Origin of the sequence: Rhodococcus indonesiensis, assembly GCF_047782815.1 — a bacterium.
GTDB classification, from domain to species: Bacteria; Actinomycetota; Actinomycetes; order Mycobacteriales; family Mycobacteriaceae; genus Rhodococcus; species Rhodococcus indonesiensis.
This window is the reverse complement of record NZ_CP180630.1, coordinates 1575851-1594259: the sequence shown is the minus strand read 5'-3', so window position 1 is coordinate 1594259 and position 18409 is coordinate 1575851. Positions and strand designations below refer to the sequence as shown.

Below are 18409 nucleotides of genomic sequence, written 5' to 3'. Positions count from 1 at the left end.
ACACGTAGTCTCGAGCAGACACCATCGATCGGAACACGTTATGGCTAGACTCCCGCGAATACAGGCGGCGGCTGTGAGACCGGCCACGGCTTGTACTGATCGGGGGGCCTACATAAAGTGTCTCCCCGAGCCGTCAGCGGCATCGGAGCCCCGCGCTCCGGAGCCGCTTCAACGACAAGGATGGGGAAAAGTGCTTCGAACCCGAGCAACGCGCAGGATGATCACCGCCTGCGCTCTCGCCGCCGCCGCGGCGCTCACCGTGCCCTCGCAGGCGGTCGCGCAACCCGTCGTTCCGGGCCTCCCCGACACGCTTCAGCTGCCGGTCGAGCTCGCGGGCTACCCGCTGCCGGCGGACCTGACGATCGAGTCCCTCATGGGCATGCTGACCACCCAGGCGGCCGCACCCGAAGAGGTCGAGGCCCTCGCCTCCCTCGCCCCCGCCATCGTCGGCGCGGCAGCCGGGCCGACGGACGTCGCCGACGGCCGGAACCAGCTGCTCGACCAGGCGAAGGAACTGCTCGCGAACTCGCAGCTGCCCGACTCCGTCAAGGCCCTGCTCCAGCGAGTGATCACCTTCCTCGACGGCAGCGGCGGTGGCGGACCCGACCTCCCCGACCCGAACGCCGTGGCGATCTCGCAGTTCCTGTACCCGAGCATCGGCAAGGACTGCATCCGTGACGGCGGCGACTCCATCGGCACCGCGCTCGCCGTCGCCGGTCCCGCCCCGCTCCCGCCGCCGGGCCCGAAGGCCGGCCAGGCCGGGTTCGTGTTCACCGCGCTGGGCACCGCCAAGTTCGCCGATCAGCAGGCCCAGCCGTTGACGGTGAGCTGGATCAACGTCTCCAACGGCCGCAGCGGCACCGCGACGCTGACCGACGAGGCCCGGATCAACCCCGACGGGCCGACGACGCTCAGCGCGATCGCGGACACCGGCTCCGGCAACGTGGCCGCGGTGATCTCCGGAGGCATCACCACGCAGGCCGAGGGCGCGGCCCCGCGCTCGTGCACCTTCCTGCCGACGATCGGGCTCGTCACGGTCGCCTGATCGTCCGCACGTCCGCCGAGGCCGCCGGGATCGTCCCGGCGGCCTCCGTCGTCCGCACGCTTCCCGCACCGGCCGCTGCGTGGTAGACCGGGACATGGCCGAAACACCTCTCGGGCACACCGTTTCCCGGTCCCTGCGCTCCCGTCGCTCCCACCGGTCGATCCTCTCCGTCCGTTCCGAGGGCTCGATCCTGTCCATCGGCTCGGCGTACTCGATCCTGTCCGTCGGCAGTGTCGGGTCGGTGCTGTCGGTCGGTTCGGTGGGATCGTTCGGTTCGGCCCTGTCGTCGCTGTCGTTCGCCAGCCTCGGCTCGGCACTGTCGGGACTGTCCCGCTGGTCGCTGCTGTCGTGGCGCGGCGTCCACGACGCCCCCGACGACCCGCACCCCACGCTCGTCGTCACCGCCGCCGAACCCGACCCCGCCGCGCACTGCCAGAGTTGAACGGGCAGGCGGTGTCCCGTTGAACGGGCTCGTGCTCCCCCCGGCGCCGCCGCACCTGGTAGATGTCGTACGTCCGGTCGTCGATTCCCCGTCGCGGCCCGGCTTCGAGGAGGCGCATGGCGGTCGAGACCCGGATCCCGCCGGTCGGCGAACGTCCGGCACCCCGTGGCCTCGTTGCTGTGCTCTCCCTCTGCGGCATCGTCGTCGCCCTGATGCACACCCTCGTCGTCCCGCTGCTGCCCCAACTGCCGTATCTGCTCGGAACTTCGGTGGAGAGCGCCTCGTGGGCCGTCACCGCCACCCTGCTGGCCTCCGCGGTGATCACCCCGGTCAGCGGCCGGCTCGGCGACATGTTCGGCAAACGCCGGATGCTGCTCGTCTGTCTCGGCACGCTCGTCGCCGGCTCCGCGGTCTGCGCGCTGTCCACCACCCTGTGGCCGATGATCACCGGTCGTGCACTGCAGGGCGCGGCGACCGGAGCCATTCCGCTGGGCATCGCGATCCTCCGCGACGAACTGCACCCGCGCAGACTGCCGGGGGCGATGGCGACCATCAGCGCGACGATGGGAGTCGGCGGGGCCGTCGGGTTCCCCGTCGCCGCGGCCGTCGCGCAGGTCGCCCACTGGCACACCCTGTTCTGGTTCTGCGGACTGGTCGGAGTCCTCGCCGCCGCCCTGGTGCTGTGGGTGGTTCCCGAATCTCCCCGGTCGGCTCGCGGTCGTTTCGACCTGCTCGGCGCGGTCGGTCTGTCGGTGGCGCTGACGCTGTTCCTCCTCCCCGTGACCAAGGGCAGCACCTGGGGCTGGACGGCGCCCGGGACGCTCGCGATGTTCGCGGGTGCCGCCGCCACCGCCGTCGTCTGGGGCCGGTACGAACTGCGGCGGCCCGGGCCGCTGGTCGATCTGCGCGTGTCGGGGCGACGTCCGGTGCTGTTCACCAACCTGGCCTCGGTCGCGGTCGGTTTCGCGCTCTACAGCAACAGCCTCGCCTTCCCGCAGTTGTTGATGGCACCCGTCGTCACGGGCTACGGGTTCGGGTTGTCCATGGTCGCAACGGGCCTGGCGCTCGCGCCGAGCGGTCTTGTCATGATGGCGCTGTCGCCGGTCTCGGCGCGGATCACGACCCGGTACGGGCCCCGCACGACCCTCGCCGCGGGCGCAGTCGTCGTCTGCCTCGGCTACCTCCTGGCCTACGTCGCCTGCTCGGCGATCTGGCACATCGTGGTCGCCGCCATGATCATCGGCGCCGGTATCGGCCTGTCCTACGCCGCGATGCCGGCGCTGATCATGACCGCCGTGCCGCTGTCGGAGACCGCGGCCGCAAACAGTCTCAACGCGCTGATGCGCTCGGTGGGGACCTCCTCGTCCGCGGCGGTCGTGAGCGTCCTGCTCGCGGCGGACACCCTGACCGTCGGCACCGCGACGGTCCCCGCCCTCGACGCCTTCCGCGCCACGTTCCTGGTGGCGGCCCTGGCCGCCGTCGTCGGTCTGGCCCTCACGATGGCCGTACCGCGGTCACGACCCGGCGGCCTCACCCGGCGGTGAGCGACCACTGCCCGTAGTCGGTGCTGAACACGTTGTTGACGTCGATGCCGATGCCGTCGATCGTGCCGCCGCCCACCTGGTGCAGATCGGCCGCGGGATGCACGTAACCCTCGGCCGTGCCCCAGTCGTGCTGCCAGTAGAACGACCCCAGGCCGGCATCGCGCGCCCAGGAGATGGTCGGTGCGTTGGCGTACACGCCGGTGTTCCCGGCGCCGAGCACGTCGTGCCAGCCCTGCAGGTACGGCGCGATCAGGTCGGCGAACTGCTGCTCGGACGGGTTGTCGTCGATCGAGGCGTAGATCGGCCGGTCCGCCGGTCCCCCGGCCGCGCGGTGCAACTCAAGGCCACGCGTCGCGTGCCGGACCCCGGCGTCGTATCCACCGAGCCAGTCCGCCGTGTCGGCCTTGCCGAACTGGTAGCACGAGACGACCTCGAGGTCGCCGGCGACGAGGGCGGCGGCCTCCGACTCGGTCAGCGGCTTGGCCAGCATCCATTCGGCGCCCGGCCGGCGGTCCGAGACGTACCGGATGGCCCCGACGTGCCCGGCGGCCCGAATCGACGACGGCGACGGCACGGCCGCCGAGTAGTCGACGATCGTGCCGAGCACCTCCCGGCCGTGCGCCACCCCGGGGGCGGCGACGGCCGAGATCCAGGCCGCGCACGAGCCGACGGCCGCGTATCGCAACAGTTCCCGACGTGAAACGGCCATCGAACCTCGCTTGGACGAGCGTGCACGGAAGACAGGGTGTCGAGCCTCCGGTATTGGATCACACTCCCGGGTCCCGCGGGGGCACATCGGGATTCGTGGCCCGACGACAGGCGGGACTACCGGCCGCCGAGCTCGGCGAAGAAGGCCGGAACCAGAGCCACGTCCTCGACGGTGCGCACCGTGGTGTGGACCCCGAGACCGTGCTCCTTGAGCAGATCGCACAGCCCGTCGCCGTCGACGAGTTCGATGGGGGGCGCGCCGAGCCGGTGCGCCTCGGCGCGGGCGTCGTCGCCGAACGTGCCGGTGGTGACGAGCAGGCCCTTCTCGCCGCGACCGGCCATCGCGGCGCGGAACTCGCGCACCACGTCCGCGCCCGCCCGCTCGGGCCCGCGCAGGAAGCGGAAGAACACCGAGAAGCCGAGCAGCGACACCCGCAGCACGCCGGTGCCCTCCACGTCGACGTCGTTGTCGGAGCCGGTGTCGAGATGGCCACCGTGCGGCGGGACGGAGACGGTGGTGAATCCGGCGGCGCGGAGCACCGCGACGGCGAGCCGTTCGAACCCCTCGTCGGGGAGCTCGGCGACGGCGGCGAGCACCGGTTCGCGCCACAGCTCGGGATCCTCGGGGGCCGCCGCGAGAGGCACCACCTGCGCCCGCGACGACGCGTTGCGCACGAGTCGTTTGCGTCGTTTCTCCGCGGTGTAGGCCACCTGGAGCGGCTTGATCTCCGATTCCTGCACCGCACGACCGCGGTCCGTGACGCTCCACACGCCGCGCCGGGTGTTGGCCAGCAGACCCATGCCCTTGAGATAGGTACGCGCCCAGCCGATCCGGTACTCGATCTCGGTGACCGGGCCGTCACCGTGCAGTACGGACCGCGCGGCCTCGGACAGACGCTCGCGCGCGACGACCGCCTTCTCGAGTTCCTCGATCGAAGCCGAGCCGCCGAGCCCGATCAGCGCCTGCAGGGTGGGCCACAGCAGATCCGTGTACGGCGGTAGCGCCACCTCGCGGCCGGACGGGTCTTCGACGGGGTTACCGATCACGTTCCGGCGCTGCACACCTTCCCCTATCGTTTCGGCCCTGCTCGCCGCGGCTGTCCGGTCCCGCCACGACGCGCGTTTCACCCTAGCCGATGAGGGCGCGGACGAGGGCGGCCGCACTCCTCGTCTCCGGGCGAGGCCGGACCGGGACGACGCCGCTCGCTACCGTGGGACGGATGGGATTCACGCACGCCGAACTCGAACGCTTCCGTGACGCGGTGGTGCCCGACCTGATCGGGCCGGGTTGCCGGCTGCTGTTCGTAGGCATCAATCCGGGTTTGTGGACAGCGGCGACGGGTGCGCACTTCGCCCGGCCCGGCAACCGCTTCTACCCGGCCCTGCTGCGGGCCGGCATCCTGCTCCGGCCCGTCGACCCCAGCTCCGGGATGAACGAGGACGACAAGGCGCACCTGATCGAGCGCGGCGTCGGGATCACCAATCTCGCCCCCCGCGCCACCGCCCGCGCGGACGAACTCACGGCAGACGAGCTGCGAACCGGGGCCGTGCGACTGGCCGGGGTGGTGGCGCAGCACCGGCCGCGGGTGGTGGCCGTCGCCGGCATCACGGCATACCGGTCGGCGTTCGGGCACCGCAAGGCGGCCGCGGGGTTGCAGGAGGCGACGATCGGTGGCGTGCCGGTATGGGTGGTGCCGAATCCGAGCGGCCTCAACGCCCACGAGACGGTCGACACCCTCGCCGAGGCGTATGCGGCGCCGGCCCGCGCGGCCGGGATCCTGCGCTGAGCCGGTCGGTCCGGACCACTCAGCTGTGCCCCATCTTGGTGAGGTAGTCGCGCGCCCGGTAGCCCGGCGGGACACCCTCGACGAGGATCGCCGAACTGTCGGAGTGCTCGGTGCGCAGCGGCAGGATCGCCTGGTAGGCCGGCGACCGGTACCAGGCGCGGGCCTGCTCGAGGTCGGGGAACTCGACGACCACGACGTGGCCGGGCCAGGGTCCCTCGTGGACCTCGGGTTCGACGCCGTGGACGAGGAACCTGCCCCCGTACGGCGTGAAGGTGTCGTCGATCTCCTCGATGTAGCGGACGATCTCGGGGCCGAAGTCGACGGAGCGCAGATGGGCGATCGCGTAGGCAGTCATGGGGTCCTCCGGGTCGGTCGGTGGCGGCGGTGTGCCGTACACCGACGAGACTGCCTGGCCGTGGTGGGCGAATCGATTACCCGGCAGGTAATGGCCGTCGTTCCCTTCCACACCTACCGTGACCTTCATGACCACCGTGCACGAGGAACCCGTCGGAGCACTGCTGCGGCACTGGCGTGAGCGTCGCGGCCTGAGCCAGCTCGCCCTCGCCAACCGGGCGCAGGTCTCGGCCCGGCACGTGAGTTTCCTCGAGACGGGCCGGTCCCGGCCGACGCGTGTCATGCTGCTGCGCCTGGCCGATCAGCTCGACATCCCGCTGCGGGAGCGCAACTCGCTGCTGCTCGCGGCGGGTCTGGCGCCCGCGTACCCGGAGCACCGTCTCGGGGACGTGCCGATGGCCGCGGTGGCCGACGCTATCGAGCGGATCCTGTCGTCGCACCGCCCCTATCCGGCGCTGGTGGTGGACCGGCACTGGACGATGGTCGACGCCAACGACGCCGTCATGGGCCTGCTGGGCGGATGCGACCCACGGCTGCTCGAACCCCCGGTGAACGTGCTGCGGGTGACGCTGCACCCGGACGGGATGGCGCCGCGCATCGTCAATCACGGCCAGTGGCGGGCGCACCTGCTGACCCGGCTGCGACATCAGCTCGCCGCGACGGGCGACCCGGTGCTGCGCCGGCTGCACGCCGAACTGGCCGCCTACCCCAGCGACGACGGGCACGACGCCGAGCTCGATCCGGCCACCGCCCACGCCCTGGTGGTGCCGTTGCGGCTGCGCACCGACGACGGCGAGCTGTCCCTGCTGAGCACGACGACGCTGTTCGGCACGCCGTTGGACGTCACCGTCGCGGAACTGGCGATCGAGGCGTTCTACCCCGCCGACGAGGCCACCCGACGGGTGCTGGGAGGCCGGTGATCCGGATCGGCGAACCGGTGCCGCGCGGGCACTGTCGGGAGTAACGTCCGGCCCGAGACCTGTCCCGTCCCACACCGGAGGCATCGATCATGAGCAAGACGAAGTGGTGGGTACTCGAGGGCCCGGACAGCGGGTTCTCCCTCGAGGAGCGAGCGACGGGAGACCTCGTCCTCGTCAACACGCAGACGTCGGAGGAACACACCCTGCACGGCTACGTGTGGAAGCACGCCCCGCACTTCGGGGTGCAGATCATGAGCGAGGGCCCCCCGCCGTACGGCAAGTGGGTGGAGAACCCCGAGGAGTGAGCACCGCCGGTCACGGGACGCGGCGCAGCGGCCGCCGCTCCCCCGTCGTGGTGTCGATCAGCGCCGCGCCGGAGACGACCGTCTCGAGGGGCAGCACGTCGTACACGACCGCGGCCACCCGCGGCAGATCCTCCAGCCGGGCTCGTGGGCTGAGGGTCAGATGCGGGGTCCATACGCCCGGCCGGTAGTGCTTGTGCAGGTCCGCGCCGACGGCGGTGACGGTGTCGACCACGCGCTGCTGACGGCGCAGGAGATCGGCGGTGGGCGCCGGCGAGAGCCAGACCCGTCCGCGCCGGAAGGCTCCCAGCGCGTCGGAGTGGAGGGTCAGCGGTCCACCGTCGGGGAGCGTCGCGAGCGCAGCCGTCACGTCCTCGACGTCGTAGCTGCGCAACACCGCATACGACAGGTGCGGCACGTGCCGGCCGTGGGTATGGGTGAGCAGCGTCGGCACCCCGAGGTCTTCGAGCCGGGCCCACAGTTGCTGCAGGGCGCGCCGAGCGGCGGCGTCGAAGACCAGGCAGACCGCGAGTGCCATCAGCGCACGGTACCGCGGCGCCGGTGGACCGGCGGCCCGTTCGGGCGGTCAGTTCAGGGTGGCGTGCCAGACCAGGGCTGCGGCCAGCGCCCCGGCACCGTTGAGGGACCAGTGCAGGGCGATCGGGGCGATCAGGCTCCCGCTGCGGCGGCGCAGCCAGGTGAAGACGAACCCGGCAGCGGCGGTGGCCAGGACCGCTCCGGCGATGCCCAGTACCTGCCCCCACAGGCCGCCGCCGAGGATGCCGCTCAGGCCGCGATTGCCGTTCGTGAGCCCGAGGGACGAGGCGATGTGCCACAGGCCGAACAGCAGTGACCCGGCGGCGAACACTCCGCGCGCACCGGAGACGCGTTCGAGCGTGCCGTGCAGCACGCCGCGGAACGCGAGTTCCTCGGGGATGACCGTCTGCAGTGGAATCACGATCATCGAGGCGAGCAGCGCGCCGGAGATCGTGGCGTAGCGGTCGGACAGGAAGAACTGCCGAGTGAGCGGCAACGCCACTCCGACGGCGATCACGGCCAGCACGACGCCGACGGCGGCCAGGGCGTAGAGGGAGCCGGCGCGCCAGTGGCGCGGCGAGAGTCCGAGTTCGGACCAGCGCATGCCCCGACGGCGCATCAGCGCGACGAGCACCAGCGCCGCAGCGGGCACCGTCGCGATGCTGGCCCACACGGTGGTGAAGTGCGCGATCAGGTTGGTGGCGACGAGGACGACCACCACGACGGCGACGTCGACCCAGGCATGGAAACCGCGGAGCGCTCCGCGGTGGGCACGTGAAGTCGTCGGCACGGTCTCGGTACTCATGTGTTCTCGAACCCCCGCTGTCGGATCGATCGGTAGCGGTTTCGCCCGAGTACCCGTTCCTGTGCCGTACGAACCATCCATACCAGTGTACGGATTGCCCGCCGCGGCGACCGTGACCGGCGCCACACCGACGGCCGAATTTCGCAGTGACGCAGGTCACGATGGGTACGGGGGCGGCCTGCGTCACACGCCCCGGCGTCGGAGCGTCCCGTTGCCGGGACTAACCTTGTCCCGAACATCAGCCCCGCTGTCCAGGACAGTTCAGGAGAAGAAATGGCCGACTTCCTCTACGAGGACCTGCTGCCGATCGGGGAAGACCCCACCGAGTACCGGCTGCTGACCACCGAGGGGGTGTCGACCGTCGAAGGTCCGGGCGGCCGCACCTTCCTGCAGGTCGAGCCCGAGGCGCTGCGCCTGCTCACCGAGACCGCGCTGCACGACGTCCAGCACTATCTGCGGGCGGATCACCTGAAGCAGCTCGCGAGCATCCTCGACGACCCGGAAGCATCGGACAACGACAAGTTCGTCGCGCTGGATCTCCTGAAGAACGCCCACATCGCCGCTGCCGGAGTGCTCCCGATGTGCCAGGACACCGGCACCGCGATCGTCATGGGCAAGCGCGGCCAGCACGTCCTCACCCCCGGCGACGACGAGGAAGCGATCGCCCGCGGCGTGTACGACGCCTACACCCGGCTCAACCTGCGGTACTCGCAGAACGCTCCCCTCACCATGTGGGAGGAGAAGAACACCGGCTCGAACCTGCCGGCGCAGATCGAGCTCTACGCCGACACGGCGGCCGGCCACGAGAACGCCTACAAGTTCCTGTTCATGGCCAAGGGTGGCGGTTCGGCCAACAAGTCGTACCTGTACCAGGAGACGAAGGCGATCCTGAACCCGGACTCGATGATGCAGTTCCTCGAGGCCAAGATCCGCTCGCTCGGCACGGCCGCGTGCCCGCCGTACCACCTCGCCATCGTGGTGGGCGGCACCTCCGCCGAGTTCGCCCTCAAGACCGCGAAGTACGCCTCGGCCCACTACCTCGACGAGCTGCCCACCGAGGGTGCGATCACCGGCCGCGGCTTCCGCGACCTCGAACTCGAGAAGAAGGTCTTCGAGCTGACGCAGAAGATCGGCATCGGTGCGCAGTTCGGAGGCAAGTACTTCTGCCACGACGTGCGCGTGATCCGGCTGCCGCGCCACGGCGCGTCGCTGCCGGTGGCGCTCGCGGTGTCCTGCTCGGCCGACCGGCAGGCGAAGGCCAAGATCACCCCGGAGGGGGTGTTCCTCGAGCAGCTCGAATTCGATCCGGGCCGCTTCCTGCCCGAGATCACCGACGCGCAGCTCGACGCCGAGACGGAGGGCGTGTCGGGTACCGGCAAGGGTGCCGCCGTGAAGATCGACCTGACGCGGCCGATGCCGGAGATCCTCGCCGAACTGTCCAAGCATCCCGTCAAGACCCGGCTGTCGCTCACGGGCCCGCTCGTCGTCGCCCGCGACATCGCGCACGCGAAGATCAAGGAACGTCTCGATGCGGGCGAGGGCATGCCCCAGTACCTGAAGGACCACCCGGTGTACTACGCCGGCCCGGCCAAGACGCCGGACGGCATGGCCTCCGGTTCGTTCGGTCCGACCACCGCGGGCCGGATGGACTCCTACGTCGAGCAGTTCCAGGCCGCGGGCGGTTCGATGGTCATGCTCGCCAAGGGCAACCGCTCGCAGCAGGTCACCGACGCCTGCAAGAACCACGGTGGCTTCTATCTCGGCTCCATCGGCGGGCCGGCCGCGCGCCTCGCCCTGGACTGCATCAAGAAGGTCGAGGTTCTCGAGTACCCGGAACTGGGTATGGAAGCAGTGTGGAAGATCGAGGTCGAGGACTTCCCGGCGTTCATCGTCGTCGACGACAAGGGCAACGACTTCTTCGCCGGCACCGGCGAGGTCACGCTGACGATCGGCAAGCGCCCCGGGCTGTAGGCGGCTGCGCCGCCGGTGCGTCCTTTGGGCGGTCCCAGCAGGGCGGATTCATGCGGTCGTCGCAACGAGCATCTCGTCGAGGCGCTCGGCTGGAGTATGCCAGTGGAGCGTCTTGCGGGGGCGGTCGTTCATCTCGTCGGCAACGAACCGCAGGTCCTCGACGGTGTGGAGGGACAGGTCGGTGCCCTTGGGGAAATACTGCCGGAGCAGACCGTTGGTGTTCTCGTTGGAGCCGCGCTGCCACGGTGAGTGCGGGTCGCAGAAGTAGATCTGGACGCCGGTGTCCACGGTGAACTGGGCATGTCGCTTCATCTCGGCGCCCTGGTCCCAGGTGATGGACCGGGCCAGGGCGTCGGGCAGTTCCCGGATCTTGGCGGCCAGCGCGGTATTGACCTGCTCGGCCGAGTACCCGTCGGGCAGGTGCAGCAACATCACGAACCGGGTGGTGCGTTCGACGAGGGTGCCGATCGCCGACCGGTTGCCCGCGCCCATGATCAAGTCGCCTTCCCAGTGTCCGGGCACGGCTCGATCGTCGGCTTCGGCGGGACGCTGCGAGATGTGCACCATCTCGGGGATCCGGCCGCGCCGTTCGTCCGGTCGGCGTCTGCTCGCGCGCAGCGTTCGTTTCGTTCGAAGATGTTGTGTCAGCTCTCGTTTGAGTGCGCCGCGGGACTGGATGTAGAGCGAGAGGTAGATCGTTTCGTGCGACACGCGCATCTCCGCATCGTCGGGGAACTCGCGGATCAGGGAGTGGGAGATCTGCTCCGGCGAGTGGTTCCGTTCGAGCCGCTGCCGCACGAATCCGCGCAGCCGGTCGCAGGTGGCCAGCTTCGCCGTTTTCGGGCGGGTGGCGCGCTGCTGGGCAGCTCGGTGGGCGGTCGAGGCGATGTAGTAGCCGCGCTTGTTCGTCCCGCGGGTGATCTCTCGGCTGATCGTGGACGCGGACCGGCCCAGCGCCCGGGCGATCTCGTACTGCTTCGTGCCGGCCTGGAGCAGCTCGGAGATCGTCTCGCGCTCCTCGAGCGTCAGATACCGCCCCGACGGGGGCGGCGTCCGGCGGGGACGAACCCCACCGGACGCCACGATCCACCGCTGCGCCGTCGAGGACGACACGGCCGCGGCGCACGCCGCCTCCGTCGTCGAGGCACCCTCGCTACGGCATTGCCAGAACCTCAGCCGTGCGTGCTCCGGGGCCGGGGGTCGACCGATCCACACCATCTGCAACACCCTCCATCATCAGGGATGTTGCAACGACCGGTTGAATCCGCCCAGCCCAAAGGACGCACCGGGGCGAGGCGACAGGGGCGGCACCGGCCGCCGGCCGAGCCGGTCCCCTACCCGGCGCCGTACGTGCCGGATCCGACGCTGCCCCCGGCGTGGATCGTCGACATCGACGGCACGCTCGCCCACATGAGCGACCGCAGCCCCTACCACTGGCACCGAGTGGGCGAGGACTCGCTGTCCCCCGCCGTGATGGCTGCGGTGACGGCGTTCGCCGCATCACCCGAGAAGCCGGCGATCGTGCTCGTCTCCGGTCGCGACGGGGTGTGCCGGCCCGAGACCGAGCAGTGGCTGGCCGAGCATCGGGTGCCCTACACCGAACTGCACATGCGCGCGCCCGGCGACAATCGCAAGGACTCCATCGTCAAAGCCGAGCTGTTCGACCGCTTCGTCCGGCACCGGTACCGGGTCGTCGCCGTCCTCGACGATCGTGACCAGGTCGTGCGGATGTGGCGGCGGATGGGACTGGTGTGTTTCCAGGTGGCCGAGGGCGATTTCTGACGCGGTCCGTCAGGACTTCGGCGGGCCGGATTCCGGTTCGCCGGTGGAGGGATACCGGAGCAGTGTCTGCTGCAACCGGGTCCACTGGTGGGCCAGCCCCTGCAGGGGCGCCAGCGACTTCTCGACGACCTCCAGCTGACGGTCGAACGCCGACAGTTGCGCCTGCAGCGCCTGCACCGACTTGCGCTGCGCGTGCAGCTGCTCGACGAGGGCGTCGAACTCGGTGAAGACGGGTGGGGCCAGCTCCATCACCTCCCGGAGCGACGCGAGCATCCGGTCGGCAGGCCTGGACAGCGGGTCGGGAATCGACCCGAGGGCCCCGCTCCCGATCGACGCGACCTCGTCGGCCACGGCGCGGGTTCTCTCGAGCAATTCCTCCATCGCGGACCCGAGCAGTCCGAATCGACGCGTCTCGCGGTCCTCCGCCATCGTTACCCCTTCGCCGGCGTCACTACGGATCGGTCCCGATCCGATCATGCACCCCGGGGAGCGTCCCGGCAGCCGAACAACGTAGCGGAACGTCCTCAGGCCGCGTGGGCGTCGGTGCGCGAAAGGACGGCGGGCGCCTGAGCGACGAGACCCTGCAGGAACCGGCCGACGGTCCCGGACGACGGAGCGGCGTCCGGCGTCAGCATCGCGCACAGCCGCCGGTAGCTGCCCGGGTCGAGTTCCGGCTGCGCCCGGAACTGCGCCGTGAGCGCAACCGTGATCACGACCGTCCGGTCCTCCGAACGGATTTCGAGCGTCGGCCCACCCACGGCCGCGATCAGACGGACCTCGAACCGGTTCGCGCCCGCGGTGTGCACAAAGCCCACGCCACGCACGTTCGCGCGGGCCATCTGCCGGTACAGCGGCCGCAACCCGCCGAGGACCATCGACGGAAGCGTGACGGCACGCGAATCGACGGCATACATGAGCGCACTTCCTTTCGTTCCGGGCCGCCGCAACACGACCCTCCGGCGCTTTATCTGGAATCATTCCAGAATATCCGCCGGAGGGCAACGCCGGTTGTCCTGCGCGCCGGCCACCTGCTCGACCGCTGCGTCGAGCCGGTTCCACACGTTGATGAGCGGGATCTGCACGATCAGCGCCGCCAGTTGCGGCTCGTCGCAGTGGCGGGCGCCGCGTCGCAGAGGTTTTCGACGGCCGCGCCCACGCCGCCCGGGCGGTCCTCGTCGACGGAATACCCGGCGCCGCACGGGCGCCGGGCGGCCGTCCGCGCACGGTGTTCGCCTTCACGATCGAGGACGACGCGATGGTCGAGATCGAGGTGGTGTCGGATCCCGAGCAGCTCACGGCGCTCGGGGTGACGTTCCCGGACGCCGGCTGACACGCAGGCGCGCACCTCTCGCGCCCGAAACCCGCGCGAGAGGTGCGCCCCCGCCAGGACTCACACCGGGGAGCCGGACACCGCGCGGGAGTGATCGATGTCGTCCGGGATCGCCTGCTCCGTGGCGATCACCTCGGGATCCTCGACGGGAGCGCCCGGGCCGAAGTGCGAGAACTTCTCGATGTGCTGATCGAGTGCGAGCGGGTTCGGGGTGCCGTAGGTGAAGTAGGTTTCCCACGGCAGTTTCGCCCCACCGACCGCGAGGCCGGTGTCGATGTCGGCCATCTGCCACGTCTTGGTCTCGGCATCCGGATCCAGATGCAGGTAGCCGGCCTCGCCGAACAGTTCGATGCGGTTGCCGCCGGGCTCGAACACGTAGAGGAACTGCCCCTGCGTGATGCCGTGCTTGTCGGGACCGGCCTCGATCCGGATGTCGTAGTCCCGGAACATCTCCACCGCGTCGGCGAGGTGCTGGCCGGTGCCGTAGTAGAACGCGAGATGGTGGAGCTTGCCGCGTCCGCCGGTCATGTCACGCATGCAGGCGACCTCGTGGCCGAGCAGGTTCGAACTCATCCAGGCGCCGATCTCCACGCCGCCGTCCACCACGCGTTCGGTCGTGCGGAATCCGAGGTGCCGCTCGAAGGAGTCCTTCACCGCGGTCACGTCGGAGGACATGAGATTCAGGTGGTCGATCCGCTTGACCGGGATACCCTGCAGCGGCTTCTTCGACGGACGCGAGAGGATCTTGCTCTCCAGTTCCTTCGGCGCGACGTACTTCTCGACCTCCCACAGCAATTGCAGGTTGTGGCCGTCCGGGGACTGGAATTCGAAGGTCTTTCCGTAGCCGAACTGATCCTCGCTCCACTTCCCTTCCACGTTGCCCTGCTTCAGGGACGCGACGCGACGTTCGAGGGCTTCCGACGAGCTGGCGCGTAGCGCAGCATGGCCCATGCCGGGCTCCGGAGCCTCGGTGACCTTCAGGCTCCACTGGTAGGGATCCTCGTACCCACGCAGGTAGACGGATTGCCCTTCCCGGTGCGTGACGTACATGCCGAGGAACTTCGTGAAGAAGTCGAGGGTTTCCTGCGGCCTCGGGGTGAACAGCTCCGCGCGGGCGAGGTGCGCGATGTCGAAACGAGCGGTCGTGTCCGTCATGATCTCTCCTGATCTGCGCCGGCCGGCGAGGATGCCGGCTGTGCTCTCCGTCACGAGCGTGCGCGCACCTCGGGCCCGCTGTGCACGCCGTTCGCAATAGCCGAATCGCCACTCGGGACATCGGTCCCGCGTTCGAGACCTCCGGACGAGGGGCCGACGAGGAGACCTTCCGCCCTAGCGTGGTCCGCATCACCCCCGAGTTGAGGGAAGGCCCCACAGATGAGTCGTTTGAAAGCCGCGATCGTCGGTTCCGGGAACATCGGCACGGATCTGATGTACAAGCTGCTGCGGTCGGAGCACGTCGAGCCGGTGTACATGGTGGGGATCGACCCTGCCAGCGAAGGCCTCGAACGGGCCCGCCGGCAGGGCCTGGAGACGTCCGCCGACGGGGTGGACTGGCTGCTGAGCCGCCCCGAACTGCCCGACGTCGTGTTCGAGGCGACCTCGGCCAAGGTGCACGCCACAGCGGCGCCCCGCTACGCGGAGGCAGGGATCACGGCCATCGATCTGACTCCGGCGTCGGTGGGACCGTATGTCGTGCCGGCCGTCAACCTCACCGAGCACCTGGACGCGCCGAATCTGAACATGGTCAGCTGCGCCGGGCAGGCCACCATCCCGATCCTGTACGCGATCAACCAGGCCGCGGACGCCTACTACGGGGAGATAGTCGCCGCGATCGCCTCGCACAGCGCAGGCCCGGGCACCCGCCAGAACCTCAGCGAATTCAGCGAGAAGACCGGCAGGGCACTCGCGCAGGTCGCCGGCGCGGACCGCGCCAAGGCCATCTCGGTGATCAACCCGGCCGAGCCACCGATGAACATGCGCGACACCGTCTACGCCAAGGTCCGCAACCCCGACCCGGACGCGATCGAACGCGCCGTGATCGACATGGTCGCCAGGGTGCAGCAGTACGTTCCCGGTTACACCCTGCGGCTCGTCGACGTGGACGGCGACCTGGTCACCGTCATGCTCGAGGTCGTGGGCGCCGGCGACTTCCTGCCGACCTATGCCGGAAACCTCGACATCATCACCGCCGCCGCCGTACAGGTCGCCGACGTCCTGGCGCAGCGCAACCTCGTCCAGGGAGCAGCCCAGTGAGCACCACCGACACCACCCACACCGCCGGCACCGCCGACACGGCCGGCACGGCCGCCCGGCGCCGCAAGGTCACCCTCGTCGACACCACCCTGCGCGACGGCATGTCGTCGGTCTCGCACCAGTTCACCCCCGGCAATGTCGCCGACATCGCCCGCGGTCTCGACCGGGCCGGGATCCCCACCATCGAGGTCGCGCACGGCATCGGGCTCGGCGCCTCCTCGATCCAGTACGGCTTCGCCGCCGCCACCGACCCCGAATATGTGCGCGCCGCGGTCGACGCCGTCGACAATGCGGACATCGCGGTGCTGTACGTCCCGGGCATCGCCACCCTCGCCGAACTGCAGGGCGCGATCGACGCCGGCATCACAACGGTGCGCGTCGCGGTGCACTGCACCGAGGCCGACTGCGCCCAGCAGCCCGTCGAGTGGGCCAAGGACAAGGGCCTGAACGTGATGACGTTCCTGATGATGAGCCACAAGCTCGAGCCCGCGCCGCTCGCCGAGCAGGCCGCCAAGCTCGACTCGTACGGCGCCGACGTCGTGTACGTGGTCGACTCCGCCGGGGCGATGGTGCCCCGGCACGCCGGGGAGCGCGTCGCGGCCCTGCGCCAGGCCGTCTCCGCCGACATCGGATTCCACGCCCACAACAATCTCGGGGTCGGCATCGCCAACGCGCTCACCGCCGCCGAGAACGGGGCGACGTTCATCGACGGGTCGCTGCGTGGACTCGGCGCGAGCGCCGGCAACGCCCAGACCGAGGTGCTTGCCGCCGCGTTCGAGCGGGCCGGCTGGGACACCGGGGTCGACCTGTTTCCGCTGGTCGACACCGCCGAGCACGTCGTCGCCCCACTGATGACCGAACCGCAGATCGTCGACGAGACCGCCCTGATCCTCGGCTACGCCGGCGTGTACTCGACCTTCTTCCACCCCACCAAGCGGGCCGCGAAGAAGTTCGGCATCTCCACCCGCGAGATCCTGCTCGAACTCGGGCGCCGCGGTGTCATCGGCGGCCAGGAGGACATGATCGTCGACGTCGCCTCCGAACTGGCCGGCCGCACCTACGAGCCCCCGGCCCGCGCCGGAGTCTGACCCAGGGAGACTGCCATGACACAGACCCAGAACCCGCCACCGGTCACGCAGGTCCGTCACCTCATCGGCGGCGAATGGAGGCAGGCTTCGGACGGGGCCACTTTCGAGTCCCGGGACCCCCACGACGGTGCGCTGCTCGGGATCGTGCCCCAGGGCACGGCCGACGACGGTGCCGCGGCGATCACCGCCGCCCGCAACGCCTTCGACGACGGCCCGTGGCCGCTGCTGTCCCCGAAGGAACGCGCGAAGATCCTGCACGCCGTCGCCGACAAGGTCGACGCCCACCGCGAGGAACTCGCCCAGCTCGAGACCCGCGACGGTGGCAAGAGCATCAATCAGTCCCTGCACGCCGAGATCCCGCGGGTGGCACACAATCTGCGGTTCTTCGCCGACTACGTCGCGATGGCCGCGAACGAGGCGTACCCGGACGGGGACCTGCTGTCCTACGTGCTCTACCCGCCGGCCGGTGTCGTCTCGGCGATCAGCCCGTGGAACGCGCCACTGATGCTCGCCACGTGGAAGATCGCTCCCGCCTTGGCATTCGGCAACACCGCCGTCCTCAAGCCGGCGCCGCAGACCCCGCTGACCGCGCACCGCTTCGCCGAACTCGCCCTCGAGGCGGGACTGCCCGAGGGTGTGCTCAACGTCGTACACGGTTTCGGAGGCGAGGCCGTCGCCGGGCCACTCACCTCCGACCCGCGCGTGGATCGGATCACCTTCACCGGCTCGAGTGCCACGGGGGTGAAGATCCTGCAGGCCGCCGCGCCCAACCACACCCCGGTGTCCGCCGAGATGGGTGGCAAGTCCGCGAACATCGTCTTCGCCGACGCCGACCTCGACGTCGCCGTGCCGATGGCGATCCGCGCGATCTTCGGCGGCAACGGGCAGGTGTGCCTGGCCGGGTCCCGCCTGCTGGTGCACAACAGCATCATGGACGAGTTCCTCGCCCGGTTCACCGAGGAGGCGAACAGGCTCACCGTCGGCGACCCGAAGGACCCGGCCAACTTCCTCGGTCCGCTCATCGAGCAGCGCCACCTCGACAAGGTGCACGGCTACGTCGAACTCGCCCAAGAGGAGGGCGGCAAGGTCGTCACCGGTGGTGCCCGCCTCACCGACGACGCCCGCGCCGCCGGGTTCTACTACCCGCCCACGGTCATCACCGGCCTGACCAACGACTCCCGCACCGCGCGCGAGGAGATCTTCGGCCCCGTCGAGACCGTCCTCGGATTCGACACCGAGGAGGAGGCCCTGCGCATCGCCAACGACTCCCCCTACGGCCTGGCCGGGATGCTGTTCACCCAGAACCTGGACCGGGCCCACCGGATGGCCGCCCGCTGGAAGGCCGGCACCGTGTGGATCAACACGTTCTTCGAACGCGACCTGCGCCTGCCCTTCGGCGGCGAGGGCGCCAGCGGCCTCGGACGCGAGGGCGGGCAGTACTCCCGCGACTTCTTCACCGAGCCGCGGGCGGTCACCCTCCGACTGCGCGGCTGAAAAGTCCGGGACCAACGGATATGCATCTCCATGGCGGTTACACCCGC

20 protein-coding genes are annotated in these 18409 nt (G+C 70.1%); 11 read left to right on the top strand and 9 right to left on the bottom strand.

The features are described from left to right. The first annotated feature begins 217 nt into the window (after positions 1–217). The 3 genes from ACM26Y_RS07565 to ACM26Y_RS07555 all read left to right on the top strand — a co-directional run bounded on the left by ACM26Y_RS07565 (position 218) and on the right by ACM26Y_RS07555 (position 3031). Positions 218–1045, top strand: a complete 828-nt coding sequence (locus ACM26Y_RS07565; RefSeq protein WP_416063072.1) for a hypothetical protein — start codon at positions 218–220, stop codon at positions 1043–1045. Positions 1046–1139: 94 nt separating this feature from the next. Continuing rightward, positions 1140–1487: a hypothetical protein gene (locus ACM26Y_RS07560; RefSeq protein WP_003936049.1), complete on the top strand. Its 348-nt coding sequence runs from the start codon at positions 1140–1142 to the stop codon at positions 1485–1487. 116 nt (positions 1488–1603) lie between these two features. Beyond that, on the top strand, positions 1604–3031 hold the full coding sequence (locus ACM26Y_RS07555) for an MFS transporter (protein WP_054372363.1): 1428 nt from the start codon (positions 1604–1606) through the stop codon (positions 3029–3031). Here the strand turns inward: ACM26Y_RS07555 and ACM26Y_RS07550 are convergent. Both ACM26Y_RS07550 and ACM26Y_RS07545 read right to left on the bottom strand, forming a co-directional pair. Next, entirely contained in the window at positions 3018–3740 is a 723-nt protein-coding gene (locus ACM26Y_RS07550; protein WP_003936047.1) for a DUF1906 domain-containing protein, read from the bottom strand. The genes ACM26Y_RS07555 and ACM26Y_RS07550 overlap by 14 nt on opposite strands. Before the next feature lie 116 nt (positions 3741–3856). Further along, the gene (locus ACM26Y_RS07545) at positions 3857–4801 is read right to left on the bottom strand and encodes a winged helix-turn-helix domain-containing protein (RefSeq protein ID WP_003936046.1); all 945 of its coding nucleotides are present in this window, start codon (positions 4799–4801) and stop codon (positions 3857–3859) included. Between the two features lie 158 nt (positions 4802–4959). Here ACM26Y_RS07545 and ACM26Y_RS07540 point away from each other — a divergent pair, with 158 nt between their 5' ends. Beyond that, positions 4960–5526: a mismatch-specific DNA-glycosylase gene (locus tag ACM26Y_RS07540; protein ID WP_416063071.1), complete on the top strand. Its 567-nt coding sequence runs from the start codon at positions 4960–4962 to the stop codon at positions 5524–5526. A gap of 19 nt (positions 5527–5545) precedes the next feature. Here ACM26Y_RS07540 and ACM26Y_RS07535 read toward each other — a convergent pair whose 3' ends face one another. Continuing rightward, positions 5546–5881 carry a DUF1330 domain-containing protein gene (locus ACM26Y_RS07535; protein ID WP_371384310.1) on the bottom strand — a complete coding sequence of 112 codons (336 nt, stop codon included), beginning with the start codon at positions 5879–5881 and terminating at the stop codon, positions 5546–5548. 127 nt (positions 5882–6008) lie between these two features. Here ACM26Y_RS07535 and ACM26Y_RS07530 point away from each other — a divergent pair, with 127 nt between their 5' ends. Beyond that, entirely contained in the window at positions 6009–6800 is a 792-nt protein-coding gene (locus tag ACM26Y_RS07530) for a helix-turn-helix domain-containing protein (RefSeq protein ID WP_040782020.1), read from the top strand. Between the two features lie 89 nt (positions 6801–6889). Further along, the gene (locus ACM26Y_RS07525) at positions 6890–7105 is read left to right on the top strand and encodes a hypothetical protein (protein WP_003936043.1); all 216 of its coding nucleotides are present in this window, start codon (positions 6890–6892) and stop codon (positions 7103–7105) included. Between the two features lie 10 nt (positions 7106–7115). On the opposite strand, the gene ACM26Y_RS07520 is transcribed toward ACM26Y_RS07525, so the two are convergent. Together ACM26Y_RS07520 and ACM26Y_RS07515 are read right to left on the bottom strand one after the other, a co-directional pair. Beyond that, positions 7116–7640 (bottom strand): 2'-5' RNA ligase family protein, encoded by a 525-nt coding sequence (locus ACM26Y_RS07520; protein ID WP_003936042.1) that lies wholly within the window; start codon positions 7638–7640, stop codon positions 7116–7118. Between the two features lie 48 nt (positions 7641–7688). Further along, complete coding sequence (locus tag ACM26Y_RS07515) at positions 7689–8444, bottom strand: lysostaphin resistance A-like protein (protein ID WP_416063070.1); 756 nt, start codon at positions 8442–8444, stop codon at positions 7689–7691. A gap of 273 nt (positions 8445–8717) precedes the next feature. On the opposite strand from ACM26Y_RS07515, the gene ACM26Y_RS07510 reads away from it, so the two are divergent. Further along, the gene (locus ACM26Y_RS07510; RefSeq protein WP_054372367.1) at positions 8718–10415 is read left to right on the top strand and encodes a fumarate hydratase; all 1698 of its coding nucleotides are present in this window, start codon (positions 8718–8720) and stop codon (positions 10413–10415) included. Positions 10416–10463: 48 nt separating this feature from the next. Here ACM26Y_RS07510 and ACM26Y_RS07505 read toward each other — a convergent pair whose 3' ends face one another. Next, on the bottom strand, positions 10464–11633 hold the full coding sequence (locus ACM26Y_RS07505; RefSeq protein ID WP_414706348.1) for an IS30 family transposase: 1170 nt from the start codon (positions 11631–11633) through the stop codon (positions 10464–10466). A gap of 132 nt (positions 11634–11765) precedes the next feature. Between ACM26Y_RS07505 and ACM26Y_RS07500 the strand changes: the two genes are divergently transcribed. Then, positions 11766–12197: a hypothetical protein gene (locus tag ACM26Y_RS07500; protein WP_003936039.1), complete on the top strand. Its 432-nt coding sequence runs from the start codon at positions 11766–11768 to the stop codon at positions 12195–12197. Positions 12198–12206: 9 nt separating this feature from the next. Here the strand turns inward: ACM26Y_RS07500 and ACM26Y_RS07495 are convergent, their stop codons facing one another. The 3 genes from ACM26Y_RS07495 to ACM26Y_RS07485 form a co-directional block, all read right to left on the bottom strand. Further along, positions 12207–12626 carry a hypothetical protein gene (locus ACM26Y_RS07495; RefSeq protein ID WP_003936038.1) on the bottom strand — a complete coding sequence of 140 codons (420 nt, stop codon included), beginning with the start codon at positions 12624–12626 and terminating at the stop codon, positions 12207–12209. 95 nt (positions 12627–12721) lie between these two features. Beyond that, positions 12722–13111, bottom strand: coding sequence for a hypothetical protein (locus tag ACM26Y_RS07490; protein ID WP_003936037.1), 390 nt, complete (start codon positions 13109–13111; stop codon positions 12722–12724). Between the two features lie 476 nt (positions 13112–13587). Beyond that, positions 13588–14682: a VOC family protein gene (locus ACM26Y_RS07485; RefSeq protein WP_289380863.1), complete on the bottom strand. Its 1095-nt coding sequence runs from the start codon at positions 14680–14682 to the stop codon at positions 13588–13590. Between the two features lie 219 nt (positions 14683–14901). Here ACM26Y_RS07485 and ACM26Y_RS07480 point away from each other — a divergent pair, with 219 nt between their 5' ends. Genes ACM26Y_RS07480 through ACM26Y_RS07470 form a run of 3 tightly spaced genes read left to right on the top strand, consistent with a single transcriptional unit; the run spans position 14902 to position 18362 of the window. Then, entirely contained in the window at positions 14902–15780 is an 879-nt protein-coding gene (locus tag ACM26Y_RS07480; protein WP_416063069.1) for an acetaldehyde dehydrogenase (acetylating), read from the top strand. Further along, positions 15777–16868 (top strand): 4-hydroxy-2-oxovalerate aldolase, encoded by a 1092-nt coding sequence (dmpG, locus tag ACM26Y_RS07475; protein ID WP_416063068.1) that lies wholly within the window; start codon positions 15777–15779, stop codon positions 16866–16868. Before ACM26Y_RS07480 ends, dmpG begins: the two co-directional genes overlap by 4 nt. A gap of 15 nt (positions 16869–16883) precedes the next feature. Continuing rightward, positions 16884–18362, top strand: a complete 1479-nt coding sequence (locus ACM26Y_RS07470; RefSeq protein WP_416063067.1) for an aldehyde dehydrogenase — start codon at positions 16884–16886, stop codon at positions 18360–18362. Positions 18363–18409 lie beyond the last annotated feature (47 nt).